Source organism: Fictibacillus fluitans, assembly GCF_030418125.1.
In the GTDB taxonomy this organism is placed as follows: Bacteria; Bacillota; Bacilli; order Bacillales; family Fictibacillaceae; genus Fictibacillus_C; species Fictibacillus_C fluitans.
In genome coordinates, this window is record NZ_JAUHTR010000001.1 from 1,014,683 (window position 1) to 1,037,024 (window position 22,342).

General features: G+C 46.8%; 26 protein-coding genes. 8 read left to right on the top strand and 18 right to left on the bottom strand.

The genetic code is table 11. The features are described from left to right. Positions 1-2: 2 nt before the first annotated feature. Both QYB97_RS05085 and trhA read left to right on the top strand, forming a co-directional pair. Positions 3-716 (top strand): amino acid ABC transporter permease, encoded by a 714-nt coding sequence (locus QYB97_RS05085; protein WP_301164841.1) that lies wholly within the window; start codon positions 3-5, stop codon positions 714-716. 87 nt (positions 717-803) lie between these two features. Beyond that, positions 804-1,445: a PAQR family membrane homeostasis protein TrhA gene (trhA, locus tag QYB97_RS05090; protein ID WP_301164842.1), complete on the top strand. Its 642-nt coding sequence runs from the start codon at positions 804-806 to the stop codon at positions 1,443-1,445. Positions 1,446-1,463: 18 nt separating this feature from the next. Here trhA and QYB97_RS05095 read toward each other — a convergent pair whose 3' ends face one another. Then, positions 1,464-1,910: a GNAT family N-acetyltransferase gene (locus tag QYB97_RS05095; protein WP_301164843.1), complete on the bottom strand. Its 447-nt coding sequence runs from the start codon at positions 1,908-1,910 to the stop codon at positions 1,464-1,466. A 130-nt stretch (positions 1,911-2,040) separates the two neighbouring features. Here QYB97_RS05095 and QYB97_RS05100 point away from each other — a divergent pair, with 130 nt between their 5' ends. The 3 genes from QYB97_RS05100 to QYB97_RS05110 are packed head-to-tail and all read left to right on the top strand — an operon-like array spanning position 2,041 to position 5,781. Next, the gene (locus QYB97_RS05100; protein ID WP_301164844.1) at positions 2,041-3,570 is read left to right on the top strand and encodes a spore germination protein; all 1,530 of its coding nucleotides are present in this window, start codon (positions 2,041-2,043) and stop codon (positions 3,568-3,570) included. Positions 3,571-3,605: 35 nt separating this feature from the next. Beyond that, positions 3,606-4,706, top strand: a complete 1,101-nt coding sequence (locus tag QYB97_RS05105; RefSeq protein WP_301164845.1) for a GerAB/ArcD/ProY family transporter — start codon at positions 3,606-3,608, stop codon at positions 4,704-4,706. Further along, on the top strand, positions 4,699-5,781 hold the full coding sequence (locus QYB97_RS05110) for a Ger(x)C family spore germination protein (RefSeq protein ID WP_301164846.1): 1,083 nt from the start codon (positions 4,699-4,701) through the stop codon (positions 5,779-5,781). Before QYB97_RS05105 ends, QYB97_RS05110 begins: the two co-directional genes overlap by 8 nt. Positions 5,782-5,923: 142 nt before the next feature. Here QYB97_RS05110 and QYB97_RS05115 read toward each other — a convergent pair whose 3' ends face one another. Together QYB97_RS05115 and QYB97_RS05120 are read right to left on the bottom strand one after the other, a co-directional pair. After that, positions 5,924-6,586, bottom strand: coding sequence for a VOC family protein (locus QYB97_RS05115; RefSeq protein WP_301164847.1), 663 nt, complete (start codon positions 6,584-6,586; stop codon positions 5,924-5,926). 70 nt (positions 6,587-6,656) lie between these two features. After that, entirely contained in the window at positions 6,657-7,022 is a 366-nt protein-coding gene (locus tag QYB97_RS05120) for a winged helix-turn-helix transcriptional regulator (RefSeq protein ID WP_301164848.1), read from the bottom strand. A 134-nt stretch (positions 7,023-7,156) separates the two neighbouring features. Between QYB97_RS05120 and QYB97_RS05125 the strand changes: the two genes are divergently transcribed. Beyond that, complete coding sequence (locus QYB97_RS05125; protein WP_301164849.1) at positions 7,157-7,453, top strand: hypothetical protein; 297 nt, start codon at positions 7,157-7,159, stop codon at positions 7,451-7,453. Positions 7,454-7,623: 170 nt separating this feature from the next. Then, positions 7,624-8,658: a C40 family peptidase gene (locus QYB97_RS05130; RefSeq protein ID WP_425589759.1), complete on the top strand. Its 1,035-nt coding sequence runs from the start codon at positions 7,624-7,626 to the stop codon at positions 8,656-8,658. Between the two features lie 222 nt (positions 8,659-8,880). On the opposite strand, the gene QYB97_RS05135 is transcribed toward QYB97_RS05130, so the two are convergent. From QYB97_RS05135 to QYB97_RS05205, 15 genes are all read right to left on the bottom strand, one after another. After that, complete coding sequence (locus QYB97_RS05135; protein WP_301164850.1) at positions 8,881-10,218, bottom strand: 5'-deoxyadenosine deaminase; 1,338 nt, start codon at positions 10,216-10,218, stop codon at positions 8,881-8,883. Between the two features lie 41 nt (positions 10,219-10,259). Further along, positions 10,260-10,886 carry a DUF1989 domain-containing protein gene (locus QYB97_RS05140; protein WP_301164851.1) on the bottom strand — a complete coding sequence of 209 codons (627 nt, stop codon included), beginning with the start codon at positions 10,884-10,886 and terminating at the stop codon, positions 10,260-10,262. Positions 10,887-10,898: 12 nt separating this feature from the next. Continuing rightward, positions 10,899-11,585, bottom strand: a complete 687-nt coding sequence (locus QYB97_RS05145) for a cyclase family protein (RefSeq protein WP_301164852.1) — start codon at positions 11,583-11,585, stop codon at positions 10,899-10,901. Further along, positions 11,582-13,402: an adenine deaminase gene (ade, locus tag QYB97_RS05150; RefSeq protein ID WP_301164853.1), complete on the bottom strand. Its 1,821-nt coding sequence runs from the start codon at positions 13,400-13,402 to the stop codon at positions 11,582-11,584. The genes QYB97_RS05145 and ade overlap by 4 nt, the downstream gene beginning before the upstream one ends. Positions 13,403-13,406: 4 nt before the next feature. Further along, positions 13,407-13,685, bottom strand: a complete 279-nt coding sequence (locus tag QYB97_RS05155) for a EutN/CcmL family microcompartment protein (RefSeq protein ID WP_301164854.1) — start codon at positions 13,683-13,685, stop codon at positions 13,407-13,409. Between the two features lie 12 nt (positions 13,686-13,697). Then, positions 13,698-14,423, bottom strand: coding sequence for a hypothetical protein (locus tag QYB97_RS05160; protein ID WP_301164855.1), 726 nt, complete (start codon positions 14,421-14,423; stop codon positions 13,698-13,700). 2 nt (positions 14,424-14,425) lie between these two features. Then, complete coding sequence (locus QYB97_RS05165) at positions 14,426-14,704, bottom strand: BMC domain-containing protein (protein ID WP_090232655.1); 279 nt, start codon at positions 14,702-14,704, stop codon at positions 14,426-14,428. Positions 14,705-14,765: 61 nt separating this feature from the next. Continuing rightward, complete coding sequence (locus QYB97_RS05170; RefSeq protein ID WP_425589760.1) at positions 14,766-15,083, bottom strand: BMC domain-containing protein; 318 nt, start codon at positions 15,081-15,083, stop codon at positions 14,766-14,768. A 12-nt stretch (positions 15,084-15,095) separates the two neighbouring features. Beyond that, complete coding sequence (locus QYB97_RS05175) at positions 15,096-15,974, bottom strand: hypothetical protein (RefSeq protein WP_301164857.1); 879 nt, start codon at positions 15,972-15,974, stop codon at positions 15,096-15,098. 16 nt (positions 15,975-15,990) lie between these two features. Further along, positions 15,991-16,254 (bottom strand): BMC domain-containing protein, encoded by a 264-nt coding sequence (locus QYB97_RS05180; protein WP_301164858.1) that lies wholly within the window; start codon positions 16,252-16,254, stop codon positions 15,991-15,993. Between the two features lie 18 nt (positions 16,255-16,272). Next, a complete protein-coding gene (locus tag QYB97_RS05185) occupies positions 16,273-17,613 on the bottom strand; it encodes a UbiD family decarboxylase (protein WP_301164859.1) in 1,341 nt (446 codons plus the stop codon). Beyond that, positions 17,610-18,179, bottom strand: coding sequence for a UbiX family flavin prenyltransferase (locus QYB97_RS05190; protein ID WP_301164860.1), 570 nt, complete (start codon positions 18,177-18,179; stop codon positions 17,610-17,612). Before QYB97_RS05190 ends, QYB97_RS05185 begins: the two co-directional genes overlap by 4 nt. A 6-nt stretch (positions 18,180-18,185) precedes the next feature. Beyond that, positions 18,186-18,776 (bottom strand): cysteine hydrolase family protein, encoded by a 591-nt coding sequence (locus QYB97_RS05195; protein ID WP_301164861.1) that lies wholly within the window; start codon positions 18,774-18,776, stop codon positions 18,186-18,188. A gap of 15 nt (positions 18,777-18,791) precedes the next feature. Continuing rightward, on the bottom strand, positions 18,792-20,264 hold the full coding sequence (gene allB / locus QYB97_RS05200; RefSeq protein WP_301164862.1) for an allantoinase AllB: 1,473 nt from the start codon (positions 20,262-20,264) through the stop codon (positions 18,792-18,794). 85 nt (positions 20,265-20,349) lie between these two features. Beyond that, positions 20,350-21,672, bottom strand: coding sequence for a nucleobase:cation symporter-2 family protein (locus tag QYB97_RS05205; protein WP_301164863.1), 1,323 nt, complete (start codon positions 21,670-21,672; stop codon positions 20,350-20,352). Positions 21,673-21,856: 184 nt separating this feature from the next. Here QYB97_RS05205 and QYB97_RS05210 point away from each other — a divergent pair, with 184 nt between their 5' ends. Next, the gene (locus QYB97_RS05210) at positions 21,857-22,339 is read left to right on the top strand and encodes a (2Fe-2S)-binding protein (RefSeq protein ID WP_301164864.1); all 483 of its coding nucleotides are present in this window, start codon (positions 21,857-21,859) and stop codon (positions 22,337-22,339) included. The last annotated feature ends 3 nt before the right edge of the window (positions 22,340-22,342 follow it).

Consider the following 22,342-nt stretch of genomic DNA (forward strand, 5'->3'; position numbering starts at 1 on the left):
CTATGGATTTTATCGGTGCTTATTCCTTAGGGAATCTGCTCTTTTTGTTGAAAGGACTGGGAACAACACTTCTGGTCGCTTTTATCGCTATTATCTTCAGCTTTCTGATTGGAAGCATCCTTGGCATCCTGCGTTATGCAAAGATTCCTGTTCTTTCAGGGATCGTGGCCCTCTGTGTGGAAGTGATCAGAAACCTGCCTCTTTTGCTGATTATCTTTTTCACCTTTTTCGCCCTTCCTGAAGTCGGAATTAAATTAAGTGTAACCATGGCAGCCATCACAGCACTCATCATTTTTGAATCCGCCATGCTTTCCGAAATTGTTCGCAGCGGACTGAACTCCATTGAAAAAGGCCAGATTGAAGCCGCACGGTCATCGGGTCTCACATATATGCAGACCATGCAGCATATTATTCTTCCGCAAGCTCTGCGCCGGATGGTTCCTCCGATCGTCAGCCAGTTTATATCCTTGTTGAAGGATACGTCACTGGCCGTTGTGATTTCATTGCCAGAGCTTTTGCACAACGCTCAGATTGTAAATGGAAAGAATGTGAATTATGTCATTCCCACTTTCCTGCTTATTGCCGTGATTTATTTTCTTGTTAACTATTCATTGTCTTTGGTGGCAAGACGTCTTGAAATAAAAGAAAGAACGAATCGGAAATCGACAGGGAAAGTACTGCCTGCCAAACACCAGGCCGGTGAAATGATGCAATAAAGCAAAGAGCTCAAATTCACTTGAGCTCTTTTTCTATGTTAGAATGATTGAAACATCATTTTAGTGCGGATTAAAGGAAGTGAAGTAATGGAGGCTTTTACCTATACAAAACGTGAAGAAATCATTAATGCGGTCACTCACGGAATCGGAGCGGTCTTCAGCATTGTCGCGCTGATCCTTCTTATCGTATTTGCCAGTGCGCAGGGAACACCTCTTGCCATCGCCTGTTTTGCCATTTTCGGCGTTACGATGCTTCTTTTGTATACAGCATCCACGCTTGTGCACAGCTTTCCTGAAGGCAAACTCAAAGATATTTTTGAGATCATGGATCATTCAGCCATCTATTTATTTATCGCAGGCTCCTACACTCCCATCCTCCTGCTTGTTGTTAAAGGAGCCCTGGGCTGGTCGTTGTTTGGAACTGTGTGGGGAATAGCCCTTGCCGGCGTTGCATTCAAAATCTTTTTTACCAAACGTTTTGTCATTCTTTCCACCATCGGATATGTACTGATGGGGTGGATGATTATATTTGCTTTTAACCGGGTCCTCCTCAATCTTTCACAAGAAGGGCTTGCCTGGCTGTTTGCCGGAGGAATTTTGTATACTGTTGGAGCCTTTTTCTACGTTTGGCGCAAGTTCCCCTATAACCATGCGGTCTGGCATTTATTTGTCCTCGGCGGCAGTGTCTCTCATTTTGTGTTAATGCTTTATATATTGAAGCTATCCTAAAAAGACGAACAGCGGAAACTAGTCCTGCTGTTCGTCTTTCAATTTCTTTTTCATATATCGCCCATGATCCACCACTTCAAATCCATATTGGCTGTAGAGGCCATGCGCATCTTCTGTGGCAAGCAGCATCCCCCGCACACCCTGCAGGTCTTCAAAGGAAATGATCGTTTGCACGAGCCATTTGGAAAGTCCTTTTCCCCTGTGCCCTTTATCAATAAACACATCGCATAAGTAAGCCGTCGTGACATAATCGGTTAAAATCCGGGCAAAGCCGGCTTGTACTGGCTTTCCATCCACCACCTCATATACCCCAAAGCAAAGCGTATTTTCAATCGCCCGCCGCACCCGTTCTATCTTAACTCCTTTTGACCAGTAAGCCTCTTTAGACAAAAATTCATGAATCATGCCTATATCCAGCCAGGACTTATCCGTAGAAATGATATAGTTTTCGTTCTTCCACTCCATTCTCTACCCCTCCAAATGTTTTCTCCTGTTCAATTATAATAAAAGGCGAACGAACTTACCCTCTTTTTTGATTGAATAGAGACCGGCACAATTGGAATGATATACAAATAGGCATACTTAAAACGAGGGAATGAAGTTTATTATGTTCGGAAAACGGCGACAAAAAAAACAGGAACGTTCACAAAACCAGTCTTCCGGGCAAGCTAAAACCCAGCTTACCTTCGAGCAGCTCATGGAAAAATGCAAGGCTTCAAAGGATTTTGTTTCGTTTACCAAAAGTGATAAGCATCCATTTACGATTTCTTATTATAAAAGCATGGTAAACCCTGACCTTGTGCATAAGGATCTTATCCCCTATTTGACCAGCTTTTCTTCCTTATCCTTAACAGAGCTTTCTCAGGAAATTCCTGTTGAAAACATTGAACATACCAGCGATGTCCAGACGATTATGGACAGCTTGCTGACAGGATCAGTGCTTGTCCAATCCCGGCCGGAAAAAAGTAATTGCCTGCTGATTCCTGCAGCTACGGCAGAAAAACGGCAAATTTCTGTGCCCGAAACCGAATTCAGTGTGGTAGGACCAAAAGAAGCGTTTGTTGAATCGCTTGAAGTTAATATCAACATGGTTCGGAAAAGATTGCCGATACCTGAGCTTCATGTAAAAGAAGTAACGGTGGGTAAGCTGTCAAAAACACGGGTCGTCTTTCTTTATATTGAAGGTATTGTGAATATGGAAAACGTGAATACCTTGAAACAACGGATTAGCGATATTGAATATGACCATATTCTGGACAGTACATATATTCTACAAATGATTTCAGACAACCAGTACTCACCGTTTCCCCAGCTTATTAATACGGAACGCCCCGACCGGGTAGCCGCCGTATTGTCTGAAGGAAAAGTAGCGGTCCTGGTTGATGGTTCTCCAAGTGCACTTACTGGCCCTACAACGCTGATAGAGTTCTTCTCTGCATTTGAAGACTATTTTCTATCCTGGCATATTGCTTCTGTTTTCCGGCTGATTCGCCTTTTTGGGGTATTCTTTTCCGTTCTTTCCACACCCCTTTATGTTGCTGTGCTGACCTTTCATTATGAAATGATACCGACCGACCTCCTGGGTACATTGATCGCTTCACGTTCAGGCATCCCCTTTCCTCCCATCGTAGAAGCCGTCATTCTCGAATTGTCAATCGAACTGTTACGGGAAGCTGGTGCCCGGCTGCCTTCAAAGGTCGGGCAGACAATCGGGATTGTCGGAGGTATTGTAATCGGAACAGCAGCGGTACAAGCCGGATTAACGAGCAATGTACTGCTAATAATTGTAGCGCTCGCTGCCCTCGCATCGTTTACGACCCCCGTTTATCAGATGAGTAATACAATTCGGTTGATTCGTTTTCCTTTTTTGGTTTTCGCGCAATTTTGGGGGTTGCTTGGCGTGGCCATATGTTCTTCCTTTGTTTTGGGACATATGCTGCGCCTCACATCACTCGGGCGTCCTTATCTCGCTCCGCTGTTTCCTTTGCGGGTGACCGATTTAAAGGATGCGTTATTCCGGCTGCCATTTAATCGCCAAAACCTTCGTCCGATGCAGATGCGGCCGGCGGATCCGGCACGTTTCAACTACAAACGCGGCATAGAGAAAAATGACATTGAAGAATAAACCATTTTACGACCAAACCAAAAGAGGGTGGGACCATGAATCTTCAGCCAAAAGAAAATAGATTAGTTTCCCCTTATTTTGCGTTTTACCTGATTCATACCATGCAGGTTGGAGTAGGTGTGCTGGGTTTTCAGCGCTATATTGCCAAATCGGCGGGTCATGATGCGTGGATGGCGGTCATTACCGGTGGAATTCTTATCCACCTTCTTGTGTGGATGAGCTATCGCATGCTTAAAAACAGTGATGGTGACCTTGTGGCTGTTCATGAAGACATCGCGGGAAAAGCCATCGGCGGGCTGTTTAGCACGTTATTCACGATCTATTCAGGCTTTCTGGCCCTTACCGTCCTAAGAACGTACATTGAAGTTATCCAGGTGTGGATGTTCCCTCATATCAATACATGGGGAATCTCCCTGATTTTACTTTGTGTGGTTTATTACTTTGTCAGCGGCGGTTTCCGGATCGTTACAGCTCTGGCCTTCTTCAGCCTGCTTCTTGGAACCCCCCTTATCTTTTTAAAATACTTTGCCGTTAAAGATTCTCATATTTATAACATCCTGCCTCTTTTCGACCATTCTGTAACCGACTTTTTTGTGGCAACAAAAACGATGACATTAAACTACTTAGGCTTTGAAATGCTCCTGCTGTACTATCCCTTTATCAAACATCCGGAAAAATCGGAGAAATGGTCACAATGGGGTGTTTTCTTCAGTATTTTGCTGTATACCATCACTGCGGTTGAATCGTTTGCTTATTACAGCCAGGGCCAGTTAAAGCATACGATCTGGGCGACGCTTACCCTCTGGAAGATTGTTGAATTTCCTTTTGTTGAGCGGTTCGAGTACATCGGGATCTCTATCTGGCTGTTTGTTGTTCTTCCCAATATCTGTATCGCGGTTTGGTGTGTGACAAGAGGGTTCAAACGCATTTACTCCCTCAAACAAAAGCATACACTCATTCCTGTGCTGATCCTGATTTTTGCCGGAACCGTCCTCTTCAAAGACCGCCAGCAAATAGATTTATTAAACAGTATGGTTTCCAGAGCCGGGTACTATTTTATCTACTTTTACATTCCTCTATTATTTGTACTGCATTGGATGGTAATGAAAGTAAGGAGGAGAAAAAAAGATGCCTAATACAAAATTGGCTGCTGTTGCTGTATTGCTGTTCCTGACAGGATGCACTCCTCAAAAACAAGTGCTCGAAGACATCCAGCTTGTCGGTGTAGTCGGCTATGATTATGTAGATGAAAGTACAATCCGGGCGACCGTCTCTGTACCTACTACTGAAGGCGGAAGCGATCAGGCAGTCTTATCAAGCACCACCTATTCTGCCAAATCCCATACGAGCAAGAATATCCGTCAGGTCCTGCAGGCAGAATCCCCACGGCCATTCGCCTCCGGAAGGGTGTCTGTCATCATATTTAATGAAGAACTTGCGCGCCGCGGAATTACCAAGATCATCGATTCCCTGCAACGGGACCCTTCCGTGGGGAGGAACATCTACCTGGCTGTAGCCAAAGGGAAAACACAGGAAATGCTGTCAAAAGAGTATCCAGTCGGTGAGATTGTGCCTGCTTACCTGAAGCTGATGATTGAGCAAAATATGGAGCTGACTTTCCCAAGGGCCAACTTCCATCATTTTAATTACAGCTATTATGGAAAAGGCAGCGATCCGTTTATGCCGCTCCTTGAAGAGAAGCATGGCCATATCCGCATTACAGGTGTTGCCCTGTTTGATCATTCCAAGTATGTGGACCATATCAGCTTTGATAATTCCTTTATTTTTAAACTGATGTATCAAAGCTTCCGGCAAGGGTCCCATGAATTCAAACTCGGAAAAAACAACTACCTGACGCTTGAAAATTTGTCTTCGCATGTCAACTATGACATCTACAGTCCGAATACAAACCCTAAAATCAATATCACGGTAGATGTGACGGGTAAGGTGAATGACGCGGCAGGCACCCCGCTGTACCAGGCAAAAACGATTGAAATGATCGAAAAGACCATCAAAAAACAAACGGAGCACGATGCAGAGAAGATGGTCAAACGATTTCAGCAAAAGGGAATTGACCCCCTCGGTTTAGGAGACAGGGCAAGAAGCAGGGGGAGACGTTTCAATTTTAAAGACTGGAATCAAAAGTACCCTGACATTCCTGTTCAGGTTAAAGCGAATATTGAAGTCACTCAGGGCGGAATCGTGGAATAAAAAAACGGGTTTTTTAACAAGTGTCTTTGAAGCTCTTGAAAGTATTACTTTCCTTTCCAGGAATAAGAGGACGTAACTCCAAATGAAAAAGGAGCTGTCAGAAGTCAGCGTTACTGACTTTCTGAACAGCCCTGGCCTTCTTTCAGCTCCTCAAAGTATATGGATAGCCATCAAGGCTTGTTTTCGTCTTGCCGTCTCCCAAAATGATATCCACAGGGTATATGTTTGCTTTCTTTCCGGAGCCGAGCCAATTTCTTTTTTTGTCTGACAGGATCAGCAATCCGTCTGCATCCCCAAGCGGGGCAAATGTTGCACTGTCATTATGGTAGATGTCCAGGTTTAATTCCTTTTGTAAATATTCTGCTGCTGCTTTTACATCGTTCACCGGCATACCGATTTCGCTGATGTTCAGAATATCCCGGCTTGTAAAGGGATGCTGGGTGCCGTTATTCAAAGAATGCCGGGCAATCAGCTCGACAATGTTGCCTGCCGGATCGTAAAAATAACAGGCATGCGCATCCCAATTGGCAAAATATATTTCATCTTTATCTTCGACTGGATTTAAAGGTACTAGACTGCTTGCCCATTCTTTTGCCTGTGAAAACCGGTTATCAGGTACAGTGAACGCAAAATGGTAATACGATTCCTCTGCGCCTTCAAGAAAAGTGAGCACCGAATCACCTGCTCCAAAACTTAACGAACCGGGTAAGCTGCTCTTTAACAAAGGCAAACCCAGGACTTCATGGTAAAAGTATTTTTGATCCTTGAGGCGATCCGTGCGGAGGATCACTTCTTTTATGTTCATTCAGGTCCCTCCTATTTCATTTAAAGGGTATTTGGCAACCTGTGCCGAGCCAAGGAATTGATCTGCTTCTTTAAGACAGCTCCGCTTCGCTTACTTCTTCATTGAAATTAACCCCAACTTTTTCCTGGTGAGCCTGTCCCCACTTCTCCATCATGCGCAATGTACCTTCAAGATCCTTTCCGTACGGCGTAAGCGAATAGACCACTTTGGGAGGCACTTGAGCGTATACTGTCCGCTTAATAAGACCATCTTCCTCCAGTTCCCGAAGCTGCTGCGTCAAAACCTTTGGAGTAACAGAATAAAGCTGGTCCTTCAACTCCCCAAAACGGTAATCCTTTTCCTGAAGCAGACAAAGGATTACACCCTTCCACTTACCGCAGACCACATCCAACGTTACTTCTATTGGGTGAAAATACTGCTTTTTTCTTTCCCTCATGAATCCAATCCCCCTGATCAATTAGTGGTCCATGGTATCTTAAAAGTAACTACCTATCAAAAAAGTACATACTATTTAAATATCCAATGTACCAGTATACTTAGTATAGAACAGATTCCATGAAAGGAAAATGTATGAATAAAGAAAAACCTAATGTTAACATATCCCTTCTCCATAACGCCGGAAAAACATATGTCCATCCTGATGATCTTCCGGTTGTTCTTAATCTGCTTCACTCGGCTTCAGATGCCGGTTTAGCCATGAAAATTGAGTATTTTGATGATATACTAGCCTTCCGTACGGCTACTTCCATCGTGGGAGAAACCATCCTCAGTATAAATAAATCCACCAATGAAACACTTTTTTTTGGTCCTTATGCATTAAAAAATCTCGCAAACTCCCTGAACATCCAACTTTTCTATCGACGGTAATCCTTGCTGGAATTAAATCCTGCAGGGTTTTTTCTTTGAAGTATAACCAAATACTTTTTTACTATTCCCTGCTTCTGATCCATGACTTTCGAACGAAAATTTTCTGATATAAAGGAATCAGTTCTACCTTAACGGAATTTTTTATTATCTACTGAAAAAGGAGGCTCAACATGAAGTACATAAAAAAATGGACAGGAACGCTTTTTGCAGCAGGATTATTATTCACAATGTTTACAGGAACAGCAAAAGGTGCAGATGCCCCGCATACAAAGGACCTTTCTCCTGCAACAGCGTATGTGGATGTAGCGGCGGCAACACTTTGGACAAAGCCCGCACAGACCAGGCCACTGGATGCGCCTTCCCTCAGCAATCCGGTTGATCTGAGAAAATGGACGACCAGCATGACGTACGAGGATAAATTATGGCTTGTGGGCCCACTGGAAACACAGGCGTTGTACGGCAACAAAGTCACCATAACCGATCAGCAGGGAGATTGGGTAAAAGTAGCGGTAGACGGACAGCCAACACCAAGGCTTGAAGCCGGCTATCCGGGCTGGATGCCAAAATCACAGCTCGTTTACAACAAAAAATTTGCTAAAGCGAAGGATGCAGCAAAACCGTTCGCTCTGGTAAAAAGCCCTACCGCCTGGCTGTATAAGAACGCTTCATTAAAACACAAGCAAATCGAAATCAGCTACAATACCAGACTTCCAATCTCCAAGGTGAAAGGAACATCAATTGGGGTAACCACACCAGAAGGTAAAACACGTTACCTTGACCGTAAGGACGTGAAAGTTTATCTGTCAGATGAATCCATACCAACGCCTACAGGTGAGGACCTTGTGAATGAAGGCAAGAAGTTCCTCGGATTGCCATATCTTTGGGCAGGGACTTCGGGATTCGGATTTGACTGTTCCGGCTTTACGCATACGCTTTACAAAGCCGCAGGCATTACCATTCCAAGGGATTCAGGTCCTCAATCCCGCTCGGGCACACCTGTTGCAAAGGAAGACCTGCAGCCCGGGGACCTGTTATTCTTCGCCTATAATAATGGAAAGGGCAGTGTCCACCATGTCGGCATGTATGCAGGAAACGACATGATGATCCATTCACCAAACTCAAGCACTACCGTCAGAATCGATAAAATCGAAGGCATCTATGCTCAGGAATATGCCGGAGCACGAAGATACCTCCCAGAAAATTAAAACGAAACACGAGGTATTTTCTTATGAAAAGCCTCGTGTTTTTTCTTTTATAAACTTCCGCTGAAAAGTTGCCTCAGAGGAATTATTAGCCGCCATTATGATAAGGGGTCAATTATTAAAAATCTTATACTATTGGAGGGTACCTGTTCAGGAGGTTGATTAAAAAAGTAAGTTTGAGGTAATTTTAAAACTGCTTCGCACAGGCGTCATCGACTAGTCCTTCTATAAAAAGATTCCCTCACTTCGCTTAAGCAGCCTGCGGATGCATTTATTGCTTTCTTGAAGAACCGTTTGTTTATCCATCGTAATCAGCTTGCGGTTATCCATGATGATATTCCCATCAATTATTACCGTCTCGACATCCGCACGTGTAGCTGAATAAACGATGCGGGAAATGGTGTCCGTCCCAAACGATGGATACATATGAAAATCATTAAGATTGAGGATGGCCATATCTGCTTTTTTTCCTGCTTCAAGGCTTCCAATTTCATGCTCCATACCTGCTGCACGGGCTCCGCCAATGGTTGCCATTTTAAACACAGTTTTTGCATTCATTGAGGTTGGGCCGTGTACAGGCTTTTGAATGAGAGCGGCAAGTCTCATTTCATTGAGCATGTCCAGGTTATTATTGCAGGGTGCCCCATCTGCCCCAAGGCTTAAGGATATCCCCTGCTCCAGCATTTGCGGCACCTCTGCTATACCGGATGAAAGTTTCAGATTGGAACCTGGACAATGGCTCACTTTGACCTTGCGTTTTTTAATAATGCTTTTTTCTTCGTCATCAAGCCAAACGCAATGAGCCAGAATCAATTTTTCGTTTGCAAGTCCAATATGATCCAGATACACGATATTGCGCATGCCCGTTTCCTTTTGGACAATAGCAATCTCCCCCCGGTTTTCCGCAGCATGGGTATGTACAAACGCACCATGCCGACGGGAAAGTTCCCGTACTTCCGTAAGCAGCTTCTCTGTACAGGAAACAACAAACCTCGGACAAAATGCATATTGAATGCGGCCATTCTCCCTGCCATGCCATTTTTCCAACAAGTCTGCGCTCTGCTGCAGTGAACTCGATGTACTTTCTCTCAAAGGTCCTGGAACATCCGAGCCCTTATCCATCATTACTTTCCCCGACATTGCCCGTATCCCGCTTTTTGCAATCGCCTGAAAGGCATAGTCTGTGTGATTGACGGTCTCCATATCCACAATGCTGGTTGTGCCGCTTTGAATCAGCTCCCCTGTACCGAGCAATGCAGAATAATAGATGGATTCTTCATCATGGGAAGCTTCAAGCGGCCATATTTTTTGCCGAAGCCAGTCCATTAATTGCAAATCATCCGCTTGCCCCCTGAATAAGGTCTGGCACAGGTGAATATGCGTCTGAATAAAGCCGGGAATGATGGTTTTATTCTTTGCATCGATAATAACATCAGCTTGGCGGTCAAGCCCCGGCCCAATTTGTTTGATCCGATTGTCCTCAATGTAAATATCCCCATGCAAAATTTCTTCCTTTTCGTTCATCGTGACGATTTCAGCGTTTTTTATGAGTAAAGAAGACATATGTTACCTCCTTATCCAGGCGAAAAAGAACAATTCCTCTGTTATGTCCTTGCTTTATTCAAAATCTGAAGCTTGAGGCCTGTGACATGAAACCCATTCACCGGCGCCAGATCCTGCGAGCAGGCGGAGCAGGCAACAATCACATCTTCCAACGCTTTCAACCTCACAAAATCCCCGGGCTTGGAAAGCGGTTCGCAGATGACATAATCCCCATTTTCATCAAGAACATTATTCATAAACCAGTTGATCGGGTCTGGTACGTGTACATGCCCAAGTGAATAATAAGCCAGTGCTTCTTTTAAGTTATCATGGCAATTCGGATGATCTTCGAGACCAAAATCTTCCTTGTACCGGTAATAGTCACATGCCGGGAAGAAAAAATCATGCTTGCCCACCGTATCCTGAACAAGCTGCATAAGCGGGCGGCGGCGATTGCTGTACAATAAATCTCCTGTCTTCAGTGAAATGCTGCTTAAGCTCGCCCTCATGTGAACAGGAGACACATGTTCATCCGGATCTTGCAGGGAAAAGCAGACAAAGTCCCCGACCTGCTTTCCTTCCACATCAATAATGACAAGCTCCTCGCCTGCTTTTATGAGGGCACTTCTTCCCTCATAAGGCGGAATCAAGATTTCCTCCTTGATTCGGTAACTATTGTGAATGGTCATGGCTATCCCTCCCTATTCAATAAAAACGGCTACTGCCCTGACGGGAGATCCCGTTCCTTTTCGGATTCTCAGCGGCAGACCAAAATAGAGAAACCGCATATTCGCAACCTGTTCCAGATTGCACAGGTTTTCCGTGTTCGTAATCCCATATTCCTTGCAGATCAGGTGTCCCGAGTACTTCATATCCAGGGGATTGTCAATTGCCGGCGCGTCAATTCCGATGTTGACCACCCCTTTTTGGGCAAGCCATCTTGCGCCTTCATAATCCAGGCCGGTATACCGGTTCAGCCAATCCTCCGTTCCATAAGCACGGTTGTAATGCCCTGTATACAAAAGGCATATATCTCCCTTTTGAAGGAATTGTCCTGAAGCGTTCAGAGCCTTTTCCAGCTCAGTTTGCGTGATATAGTCTTCCGGCTGAATATGGGAGAGATCAAGACAAACCGCCGGGCCGTAAAAATAGTCAAGCGGCATTTCGTCAATATACTTCCCCCCGGGATCATACTCGTAGGTAGCGTCACTGTGGGTTGGTCCGTGCTCATTGATGAGAAGATTGTTTGTGGCAAAGGGGAAACCTATTCTTTCAATGCTTTCCTCATGTGAAATGTTGGGAAAGATCATTGTATTCTGGTGAAGAGGAAAGACCGGCATGCCCTGGTAAATCTCCTGCGACAGGTCAACAAGTTTTACTCCCATCATCCTTCCTCCTTCATTACGGCGGGAAGGACCGTAAAAGAATCCACGTCGATCAATCCCATGTCTGTAATTTTCCATTTTGGGCTTGTTACAAGGGAAAGGAAGGAGAGATGCATAAAAGGAACATGAATTCCGCACCCTAATTCCTCCTCAGCTTTCCGGTGCAGTTCAGCAATTCGGTTGCTTACTTCCTGCCCCGTCATCTCGTCAGTCATCAATCCCCCAATGCCGAGCGGCAAATCACCAACAACTCGTCCATCCTGAATAAGAGCTATTCCACCATTCATGGCAATTACCCGGTTGACTGCTGTTGCCATGTCTTCATAATTGGTGCCGCAGACGATAATATTGTGCGTATCATGGGCCACGCTTTCAGCGATCGCACCACGTAGTAAACGAAACCCGTGAAGAAAGGTCTTTCCGATGCGTCCGGACCGGCCATGCCGTTCAAGAACCAAGAGCGGCAATACATCCTGATTCAGGCAGGGCTGAATCTTTCCGTCACGAACCGATAACTGGAATTGAGCTGAACCAGTTAAATTTTGGTCAGGGATTATTTCAATGGCCCTGACATGCGCCTTGGACCCGGAAGCCTCAATAACCAGATCAGCAGGTTTTACCGGCTTGCGCTTGACGGATTGCTTCACATTTTCTGGATAGCGGTATGCCGGAAGATCGATTGTTAATTCATTTTGGGCTGCGGCTTTTTTTCCTTTGAGATATACCGAATGAATCGTCATGTTCATCAGGTCACTGATCACGGCTATATCCGCCTTTTTTCCTGGCGTAAGCATGCCGCTGTCTTTAAATCCAAAATGTGCTGCAGCATTGATTGTCACCATCTGAATAGCCTCGACCGGATCCACACCCTGTGTTATCGTCCGTTTGACAATGTCATTCATATGCCCCATCTTCATCAGGTCTTCCGGCACCACATCATCTGAAACAAGAATTGCACGCCTTGAATCCATTCCTTCTTCCGTGATCGCTCTGATGCATTCTGCCATGTTCCGCTGAGATGATCCTTCCCTCATGAACACACTGACCCCGTTGCGCAGCTTTTCCACCATTTCTTCTTTGGTCGTCGTCTCGTGGCAGGAAATGTGGGTTCCCCCGCTGATGATGTGGGCCGCAAGCTCTTTTCCAAACAAAGCCGGTGCATTTCCCTCCACCGTTTTGTTGATGCTTTTTGCATAAGAAACAGACGCAATGAGATCATCGATGAGTTCAGGAGCATGCTGATAAACCGGGCTGACGTTGCTGAAGCCCTGAATTTCTCCGATTCCCTGCACGAGAGGGTCATTTAGAAGTTCTGCCATGTCACCAGATGCTATGTCCATTCCGGCTGTTTCCAGTCCCGGTGCATCCGGCGTTAAACAGGGAACGGTAAAATAGACCGTGTTTGGCAGGGTGCGTGCCTCTTTGATCATCTCCTGCATGCCATGGACTCCAAGCACATTACCTATTTCATGCGGGTCAGCAACAATCGTAGTCGTTCCGGTGGGAATAGACAGCCTCGAAAATTCAGTTACTGTGAGCATCGCGCTTTCAAAATGCATATGGGAGTCAATAAATCCCGGGCTGATATACATGCCTGCCACATCTTCCATATGGGTTGAAGGTCCCTGGAGGTCTGAGCAGTCTCCAATGAGCAGAATATATTCTCCTTTTATGGCCACATCAGCTGGATAGATTTCACGTGTGATCACATTAATAAACTGTCCGCCCTTTAAAATGGTATCTGCATACTGGTTGGCATCAAGCAGCACATCAATGAGCTTTCGCCAATGAATGGCTTCTTTAATACCTTTTGTGTCCATATCCCTAACCTCCCTGCTTTTCCCAATCCAGACTGTCAATGATGCCCACGATGGCAGCATCAATGGGTGCATCCTTATCGGGCGCCGCCCGGGATGCCATGCTCCCCGTAACATAGAGTACCTTTTCCCCTACACCTGCACCAACTGTATCCACAGCAATGATCGGCATGCCGCTTTTGGTTTCGCCCATGCCGATCGGCTGTGTAATGAGCAGTTTCGTTCCTATCAATTTATCATCCTTACGGGTCGCAGTTACTCTTCCAATCACCAAACCCATGTGCATGTTCGTTTCCCCTTACTTTCTTGTAATGGTAAGGTTGTGCTGTTTTGCCGCATCCCATGCCAACGGAGTGATAATGTCATGCTTTGCTGCAAAAATGGATCGTTTGCCCATTTTTAAAGCTTTAAGAACATCCGTTTCAGTGATTACAGCATTTTTGTTTTTTTCTTCCATACATGACAGCACACTCTTCTCTGAGCTTTCTACTTTAATGCCCATCCTTTTTAGTTGAATCATTTGCTTGTAAAGCTCATCTGTTAAGTGAATGGTTCCCCGGTCCAGCTTTCTATTGGCAAACACAGGATGAAACGGATTTGCACCACATGAGAGCGCAATGACCTTTTTACCGGAAAGCAATGCCTGCAAAGTGAACCGTACAACGTTTCTTTGCTCATTAAACCGCAAAAGGTCGGATACAAAAGAAAATGAGAGCACAGGTATGAGAACACAGTCGGTTCTCCCAAGTGATTCCTCTGTTAAAAAAGATTCCGGATAAAGGGCGTCGTGATGGCATTCTGCTGCCAGGCGGGCTACACCTACTTGCTGCAGCAGCGTCTCTTCTGCAACCACTTCCATTATGATTCTCTTTTTCCCCGCTTCCCGGAGCAGCGCCCATCCTTCCTCCATCCCAGCGAAATGATAGGTTAAAAGAGAAAGGACACGCGGAACTCTCGATTCCCCCTTACCAAGCAGTTCAAGCAGGGTATTTTTGACGACCGTACTCTGCCTGGCGCCATACACACTTATTCTCCTTTAGACAGCAGCGCTCTTTCAATTTCACTGTGCGGCCGTGGAATGACATGCACAGATACCAGTTCTCCCACACGGCTCGCTGCACTTGCCCCCGCGTCGGTCGCCGCTTTTACCGCACCCACATCCCCTCTTACCATAACGGTCACGAGACCGAACCCCACCTTTTCGTACCCGCAAATCTCCACGTTGGCAGCCTTCACCATGGCATCTGCAGCTTCAATTGCACCGACCAGGCCTTTTGTTTCAATTAAGCCTAACGCTTCGCCCATTCTATTATTCCTCCTGTTTTCTTGGATTGGCACCGTTGAAGTTCTTTGCTCCTCCGGCCGCTCAAGCTCTCTCTGTTTCTTTCTCGCCATTCAATTTAAAACGGGACAGAAGTTTTTCTGCCACATTGCTGTGGGTTGCTGGAATAACATGGGCTGAGATGACCTTGCCCACCCGTTCGGCCTCCTTCTTCCCTGCATCAACCGCTGAGGCCACGGCAGCCACATCTCCCCTGAGGTGAAGGGTGACCCCTAATGCCCCCTGAACCCCAATCACTTTTTCGATCGCGGCAATTTTTACATCAGCCGCTTTTACAGCGGCATCTGCCGCAGATACGGCAGCACAATATCCGACGGTTTCAATCATGCCCAATGCATGCACATTTCCCACTCCTTACTGCTGGATTTCTCTGAAAAAACCGGGTATATAGCTGGAAAGCTGTTCATGGGCGCCGTGCAGAATCAGATAGTCTTCTTCAACTTTGTACCTGATGTCGATGGACGCAAGCTCTTGCAGCACCGGCAGCAAAAGCGTATAGGATTCAAACCGGCCGATCCCTTCCATAATGGCAACAGCACCTCTGATGCCCGTAAGCTCCAGCTGGTTCAGCAGCCATGAGCCCGGCTGCTCCATGTAAAAAAGTTTTTTCGTTTTTTTCGTTTGGCGGTCCAGAGAATGCCACATGGTTTCTGCAACAGCTTCAAGTTTCTTGCAATCATCATGGTAGAGTTCCAGTAGAAAGGCATTCTTTCCGTTTTTGTCCCATTGAATAAAATATTTCACTTCATTTTCCGAACGATTTAATTCTTCCTGAAGGATCACGAGCTGGCCGGGAGATGATACGGGAGCGGAGAAAACGGCAATTCCCCTGGCAGGAATCGGACGGTGAAACCATTCCAGCCGTTCCTTTGGCAGATTGGTATAGAGCCAGGCGGCCATTCCGGATGAAGCTTTGCCCACCAGCCGCCCTGACGGCTGTCCGGATGTTTGTTGAGTTCCATAGTTTTCAGGGGACTTTGATTTCCCTTCTGTTCCCTGTAAAGACAGAATATTAAGCCGGGAAACCAGCTCATCCACCGAAGCTGCAGCTCTCTCGGCAGTACGTGTTTCCTTTCTTCCTTCCAGCTCTTTCAGCCGTTTTTCCCGCATTGCGTTCTGATAATTTGGGCGGTGCAGCTTCTGTACAACGGCAGGAGGCTCTTTTCCCTTCGTCGGCGGCTGTTTTGCGGGACGCAGCACTTCTTGGACAATCTCACGCATAAATTCCGACATAAGTTCCCACCTCCTCCTATAGTATTTTTGACAGTTCGGAATGAGGACGCGGAATCACATTGGACGAAATGAGCTCTCCACCCGTTTTGATGTGAGCCTGCCTGCCCACTTCAATGGCGGACGAAACCGCAGCAACGTCACCTTCGATAATGACTGTCACCAGTCCTGAACCTACCTTCTTAAATGAAGTCAACTGAACATTTGCCGCTTTTGCCATCGCATCCAATGCTTCTATGGCAGCCGTCAGTCCCCGTGTTTCAACCATTCCGATCGCATTCAATTTTTCGTTCCTCCTTCTTTACAAGTACTCTCTCAAATCTATGGGACCGAACGGAACCGTGGTCCGCTTAAACGCGTCTTTTTTGTCCAGAGGAACAGTGGCATCCACACCCATCTTCGCCGAAACTCCCCGCAGGTTGTGAGAGGCTTCAAGAGGGGAGCCCTTCGCCCCCGGAACAATGAAAATATCCTGATCGGCCTGAACCCTTACCGCCATTGCCCACTCCACATCTTCCGGATTAAAGATGTCCACATCCTCATCCACGACAATTACATGCTTTAAATCTTTATCACTGGCGAAAGCCGCAAGTGCAGCCTGCTTCCCGTCCCCCTCAGTTACCTTTTCAATTTGAATCACCGCATGGAACCTGGCAACACCGCCCATGGTAATATGGACTTTTTTCACATTGGGCACTGACTGTCTGACCGTGCTCAGCAATGTGGCTTCCCGTACAAGCGCCATTGGCAGCCTTTCTTCATAACTTGATGGGAAAATGGTCTGGCAAATGGCCTGGTCACGATACGTAACCGCAGAAAATTCAACAACAGGCTGCTGCGCACGCGTTCCGTAGAACCCGGCGAGCTCACCGAACGGCCCCTCCGGCTCCCTTGCATGAGGAAGCACTTTTCCTTCCAGCACAATTTCGGCTTCGGCGAGGACTTCCAAATCCACCGTCCGGCATTGGACCACTTCAAGCGGCTGGCCGATCAGCGCTCCCGCTACATCAAGCTTGTCGGTATGGTACAAGTGCGTGCTGATTTGCGAACTTAGTACGACAGCCGGAACAACACCAAACATGACGGCCACTTCCATCGGTTCATTCCGTTTTTCATACTCGTAAAATTGATGCAGCAATTCTGGAGAAGTGATAAGGATACTGGTCCTGTTCTCTCCAAGAAACTGCATCCTTCTGATGGATGTGTAGCGTTTTTGACCTAAGAGGTCTTTAACGACAAGAATGCCTGAAACATAGTAGGAACCTGAATCTTCTTCATGAAAGGTGGGAATGGGAAAAAGAGTATCCAGATCGAACGAGCCAAGAAGCACATTGTCATGGACCGGCCCGGAAGACACAAGATTGGTTGGAACGGGAGATACAATCGACTGGATGATTTTTGGAATAAGCTCTTCAACTGAAATACCGAGGCTGTCAGCGACAAGCCTGCGGTCTCCGCCGAGTCCCCCGACCATGGGAGATTGATAGCCTTTGACATTTTCAAAATAAAACGGCTGCTTCCCCTGCTTGGATTTGAGGACGGCTCCCAGTTCATAAAGCGGATCCACTTCTTTCTTTACACGCAGAAGCTTTCCTTCTGCTGTCCATCGGTCGAGCAGCGCACGAAGTGTGGCAGGATTCATGCTTTCTCCCCCCAGCGCTCCAGAAGGGTGTGGTCAATTCCCAACATGTCCAGGATTCTCCCGGACATAAAGTTCACCAGCTCCCAAATCTCCTTTGGCTTGTGATAAAAACCTGGCGAAGCAGGCATAATGCAGGCTCCCGCCTCCGCAAGCCTGGTCATGTTCTGAAGATGAATCAGGTGGAACGGGGCTTCCCTTGGAACAACGATCAGCTGCCGTCTCTCCTTCAGCACGACGCTCGCCGCCCGGCTGAGCAATGTATCGCCTACACCGTTGGCCAGCGACCCGAGGGTATTCATCGAGCACGGTACAACCACCATTCCAGCCGTTAAAAAAGAACCGCTGGCAACTGAAGCAAATAAATTTTTATTGCTGTGGATTTCAGCATAGGGCTTCAATACCTCCATGCTGATCCCGCATTCAAACTGCAGCACCTTCTCTCCCATCCCGGTTACGATCAAGTGTGTTTCGATTCCCAGCTGGTGCAGGGCCCGGACGAGCGAGTAGCCATACAAGGCACCGCTCGCTCCTGTTATTCCCACGATAATCCGTTTGTTTTGGCCCATGACAGATTAAACAACCCGGCTGTTATTTGAGAATTTTTTCCTTGCCGCTTCCATGTACTCTTTCGTTGTCATGATGTCTCCAAATAAATCAATGTCCCGAAGTCCGGATTCATGCATCGAATCGTCCTTGGAGGCTGTGGAATCCGACAGGCAGATCACATTATATCCGTGATACAGCGCATCGGAACCGGTGCTTCTCACACACACATTGGTCCACACCCCCGTCAGCACTACCGTATCAATCTCCTCTTCACGGCAGAATAAATCAAAATCGGTATAACTGAACGCACTGTGTCTTCTTTTTTGAACCACATAGTCTCCCTTGCTCTCGTCCGGCTGGAGCTCTGGAATGAATTCTGATCCCCAGGTCCCTTTTATGGCATGAACCGGCCGTACTCGGAAATCACGGTCGTTTTTCCGATGGGCTTCCTGGACGAACACAACCTGGATGTTCTCTTCATGGCAAAAGTCCACGAGTTCTTTAATGACCGGAACGATTTTCTCGCCGTTTTCACAGCGAAGTGCTGCTTTTTCCCCAATAAAGTCATTCAGCATATCGATGACCACAACCACATGCTTCTTCCCTCTCAGTTCCACAGGCCGTCTCCTTTCTTAATTGCTTTTTTCCATCTGCTGTTGTGCTGCCGATGGCTGATTTGCTTTTTCATAGTTTTCATATTTCAGCGTCCGCTCGAGCCGCTGGATGCTCTGGCGTTTCACATATTCACCATAGCCCGCTGCACCTGTTATTCCGCCTTTTTCATAGTCATATACAACGGTTCCTCTAAGAATTGTCTGAACCGGACGGCCTTTCAGCTTGATTCCATGCAAGGGATTGTATTTGGCCATGGACTCCGTCTTCTTCTCATCGATGACCCATTCCTGATCCAGGTCAATAACGGTAAAGTCGGCATCACTTCCGATTTCCATGGCTCCTTTTTTCGGATAAATGCCATAATGAATAGCCGCATTTTTGCTTGTCACTTCCACGAAACGGGAAAGCGACAGGCGCCCTTTGTTCAACCCTTCGCTGACCAGAATCGGAACCATGGTTTCCACTCCCGGAATGCCAGGGAAGCTGTTCCAGATGCTAGAATCAGCTGCAGCTTTTTCAGTTGCGATTTCATATGGCGCATGATCTGTTCCTACAAAATCAATCGTTCCATCCGCCAGCGCCTGCCAGTGTGCCTGGTTATCGTCCTTACCTCTCAGCGGAGGAGCGATTTTGGCAAAGGTTCCCCTTTCGGTCATGGAATCCTGCGCGTTCAGCATCAAGTAATGAGGACACGTTTCCGCCGTTACTTTTACGCCGCGTTTCTTTGCTTCCCGCACCAGTTTCACGCCTTCTTTGGTGCTCATATGAACAACATGAACCCGTGCATCTGTGGCTTCTGCATAACTGATGATGAGTTCAATGGCTACTTTCTCAGCAAGCGCCATCCTTGCTTCTGCCCAAGCCGGTCCATCTTCCCGCTCTTCGTTCTTCAGCTTTTCTGTATAAAAGGTACAAATATCATAGTTTTCTGCATGAACCCCGATTGGCATTCCTGTTTTGGCGACCTTCTGGAAAATTTCCAGCATCTCACCGTCAGACACCTTCGGGAAGGTTGGCACCGATGGCGTCATATACACTTTGAATGCAACAACACCTTCATCGATTTGAGGGTAGATGTTATCAATCCAGCCGTTGCGGGCATCCTCTCCGGTCATGCCGCCCCAAAAACAATAATCAATATAAGCCTGTCCCCGGATTGGACCAATTTTCTTCTGGAAGCTCTCCCTGTCCCGTACAGAAGGTTTGGAACAGCACGGCATGTCTATAATCGTGGTTAATCCCCCTGCCGCAGCTGACCGCGACCCGGTTGCAAATGTTTCCCGATGGGTGAACCCGGGGTCCATGAAGTGTGTATGCGGATCAATACAGCCCGGAACCACCAGCTTGCCTTCCATGTCGAGCACCTTGTCCGCTTTTAAAAATTGAATGTCATTGCAAAAGCCGGTAATCCTGCCCTCATGCACGAGGATGTTGGTGATTACCGTCCGGTCTCCTTGTGGAATCATTGCATTCTTTAAAATCAGATCCATTTCCGTCTCTCCTTTAGACTTTTTTAGAAACCAAGCAGTGTTAAAGATGAGCAGGGGGCAGCTTCTGCCCCCGTGCCATATGCTGTCAGACTGCATCGCCATCGGCTTTCAGCTGCTCCATCCTTTCCTGCTCATGTATATTCATAGACTTGAAATTAAATACTAGATTCAGCAAAATCGCCGTTATACTTCCGATAACTATCCCATTTTCCACGAGGAGCCTTACACCGTCCGGAAGCGCGCTGAACACCATGGGAACGACTGCGGTTCCGAGCCCGATTCCTACGGAACAGGCGACAATCAAAAGGTTTTCATTGCTCAAGAAATCCGTCCGGGACAGCATTTTAACCCCTGAAGCAATGACCATTCCAAACATGGGAATCATCGCTCCCCCAAGGACTGCTGTTGGAATAATAGTGGTGAGTGCCGCAATTTTTGGAAGCAGGCCAAGAAGTATTAAAAAGCCGCCGGCGGCAATTACTACATTTCTTGTTTTCACTTTCGTCAAAGCCACAAGACCAACGTTCTGTGAGAAAGAAGTATAAGGAAAGGAATTGAAGATACCGCCAATCACAATCGCCAATCCTTCTGCCCGCAAACCCTTTTTAATGTCACGTGATTCCAGTTTCCGGTCGCAAATGTCACCTAACGCGAGAAATACACCGGTAGATTCAATCATGCTTACAATCGCGACAATGGACATGGTGAGTATTGCCGAAATGTGAAACTCTGGTCTTCCAAAATAAAACGGCTGTACCATGTGAAACCAGGACGCATCTTTGACAGGTGATACATCCACAAGACCCATAAAGGAAGCAAGAACCGTTCCTGCAATCAGGGACAGGAGTATCGATATAGCCCGGATATACCCCCCGGAAAACCGGTTAATTAAGATAATCAGCACAAATGTAAAACTGGCGAGTGCTAAATTTTCCAGACTGCCAAACCCTTTCGACCCAAGTCCGCCTGCTGCATTGTTCATCGCAACCGGAATGAGCGACACCCCGATAATGAGTACAACTGACCCTGTTACAACGGGCGGGAAAAATTTAAGGATTTTGCCCACAAACTGTGAAAGGACCATGACGACCAGCCCCGAGGCGATGATCGCACCGTAAATCGCCGTAAATCCTTCAAGCTTTCCAATGGAGATCATGGGGGCCACCGCGGTAAAGGTACAGCCAAGAATGACCGGGAGCCTGATGCCAAAATGCCTGCCGCCAATCACCTGCAGCAGAGTGGCAATTCCGCAAGTAAACAGATCAATGGAAATCAGATAGGCCAGCTGCTCGGCATTCATCCCGATAGCCGGACCAACAATGAGCGGTACGATAACTGCTCCGGCATACATAGCAAGAACATGCTGCAGACCAAGTACACCCACTTTCCACCTTTTAAGTTGTGCCATTTTGCTTCCCTCCCAGATGTTTGGTAATCCTCGTCTTTGAATTTCTTTTCATCACCTCCTCTTAAAGCTATGAAAATAGGAATGTTTTTAAAAAACTCTACTATATTTGTACAAACTTCAATTAGCACCCGCCAAGAAAAAGTAATTGTTGATTTGTCCTAAAATTATATTGGGAGGCCGGACATTGAAGACCATTGATTTTTTTATAAATGGAACAGAAATTTCGATAACATGCAGTCCTTCAAAAACGCTGCTTGACGTTCTCAGGGAAGATGCGGGTCTAACGGGCAGCAAGGAATGCTGCGGCAAGGGGGAATGCGGTTCCTGCACGGTATCGCTTAACGGCCTGCCGGTTTGCTCCTGTCTCTTACTCGCAGGACAAGTTCATGGCCAAAACATCGTTACAGTGGAAGGCATCGGCACACCGGAAAATATGGATCCCATCCAGCAAGCCTTTATTGATGAAGGTGCGACTCAGTGCGGATACTGCACGCCCGGTCTGATTGTGTCTGCAAGGTCCTATTTGAACAGCATCGGCCACCTGCCGGGCCTGGATGAAATCAAGCAGGCGCTGGGCGGAAATCTTTGCCGTTGTACGGGCTATACCAAAATACTGAAGGCCGTTCAGACGGCAGCCCAAAGACTGCTGACCTTCAGGGAACTTTAAAAG

Coding starts and splice junctions, on each gene's coding strand:
- QYB97_RS05085 (WP_301164841.1), top strand. CDS start 3: ATGGATTTTATCGGTGCTTATTCCTTAGGGAATCTGCTCTTTTTGTTG.
- trhA (WP_301164842.1), top strand. CDS start 804: ATGGAGGCTTTTACCTATACAAAACGTGAAGAAATCATTAATGCGGTC.
- QYB97_RS05095 (WP_301164843.1), bottom strand. CDS start 1,910: ATGGAGTGGAAGAACGAAAACTATATCATTTCTACGGATAAGTCCTGG.
- QYB97_RS05100 (WP_301164844.1), top strand. CDS start 2,041: ATGAAGTTTATTATGTTCGGAAAACGGCGACAAAAAAAACAGGAACGT.
- QYB97_RS05105 (WP_301164845.1), top strand. CDS start 3,606: ATGAATCTTCAGCCAAAAGAAAATAGATTAGTTTCCCCTTATTTTGCG.
- QYB97_RS05110 (WP_301164846.1), top strand. CDS start 4,699: ATGCCTAATACAAAATTGGCTGCTGTTGCTGTATTGCTGTTCCTGACA.
- QYB97_RS05115 (WP_301164847.1), bottom strand. CDS start 6,586: ATGAACATAAAAGAAGTGATCCTCCGCACGGATCGCCTCAAGGATCAA.
- QYB97_RS05120 (WP_301164848.1), bottom strand. CDS start 7,022: ATGAGGGAAAGAAAAAAGCAGTATTTTCACCCAATAGAAGTAACGTTG.
- QYB97_RS05125 (WP_301164849.1), top strand. CDS start 7,157: ATGAATAAAGAAAAACCTAATGTTAACATATCCCTTCTCCATAACGCC.
- QYB97_RS05130 (WP_425589759.1), top strand. CDS start 7,624: ATGAAGTACATAAAAAAATGGACAGGAACGCTTTTTGCAGCAGGATTA.
- QYB97_RS05135 (WP_301164850.1), bottom strand. CDS start 10,218: ATGTCTTCTTTACTCATAAAAAACGCTGAAATCGTCACGATGAACGAA.
- QYB97_RS05140 (WP_301164851.1), bottom strand. CDS start 10,886: ATGACCATTCACAATAGTTACCGAATCAAGGAGGAAATCTTGATTCCG.
- QYB97_RS05145 (WP_301164852.1), bottom strand. CDS start 11,585: ATGATGGGAGTAAAACTTGTTGACCTGTCGCAGGAGATTTACCAGGGC.
- ade (WP_301164853.1), bottom strand. CDS start 13,402: ATGGACACAAAAGGTATTAAAGAAGCCATTCATTGGCGAAAGCTCATT.
- QYB97_RS05155 (WP_301164854.1), bottom strand. CDS start 13,685: ATGCACATGGGTTTGGTGATTGGAAGAGTAACTGCGACCCGTAAGGAT.
- QYB97_RS05165 (WP_090232655.1), bottom strand. CDS start 14,704: ATGGGCGAAGCGTTAGGCTTAATTGAAACAAAAGGCCTGGTCGGTGCA.
- QYB97_RS05175 (WP_301164857.1), bottom strand. CDS start 15,974: ATGTCGGAATTTATGCGTGAGATTGTCCAAGAAGTGCTGCGTCCCGCA.
- QYB97_RS05185 (WP_301164859.1), bottom strand. CDS start 17,613: ATGAATCCTGCCACACTTCGTGCGCTGCTCGACCGATGGACAGCAGAA.
- QYB97_RS05190 (WP_301164860.1), bottom strand. CDS start 18,179: ATGGGCCAAAACAAACGGATTATCGTGGGAATAACAGGAGCGAGCGGT.
- allB (WP_301164862.1), bottom strand. CDS start 20,264: ATGGATCTGATTTTAAAGAATGCAATGATTCCACAAGGAGACCGGACG.
- QYB97_RS05205 (WP_301164863.1), bottom strand. CDS start 21,672: ATGGCACAACTTAAAAGGTGGAAAGTGGGTGTACTTGGTCTGCAGCAT.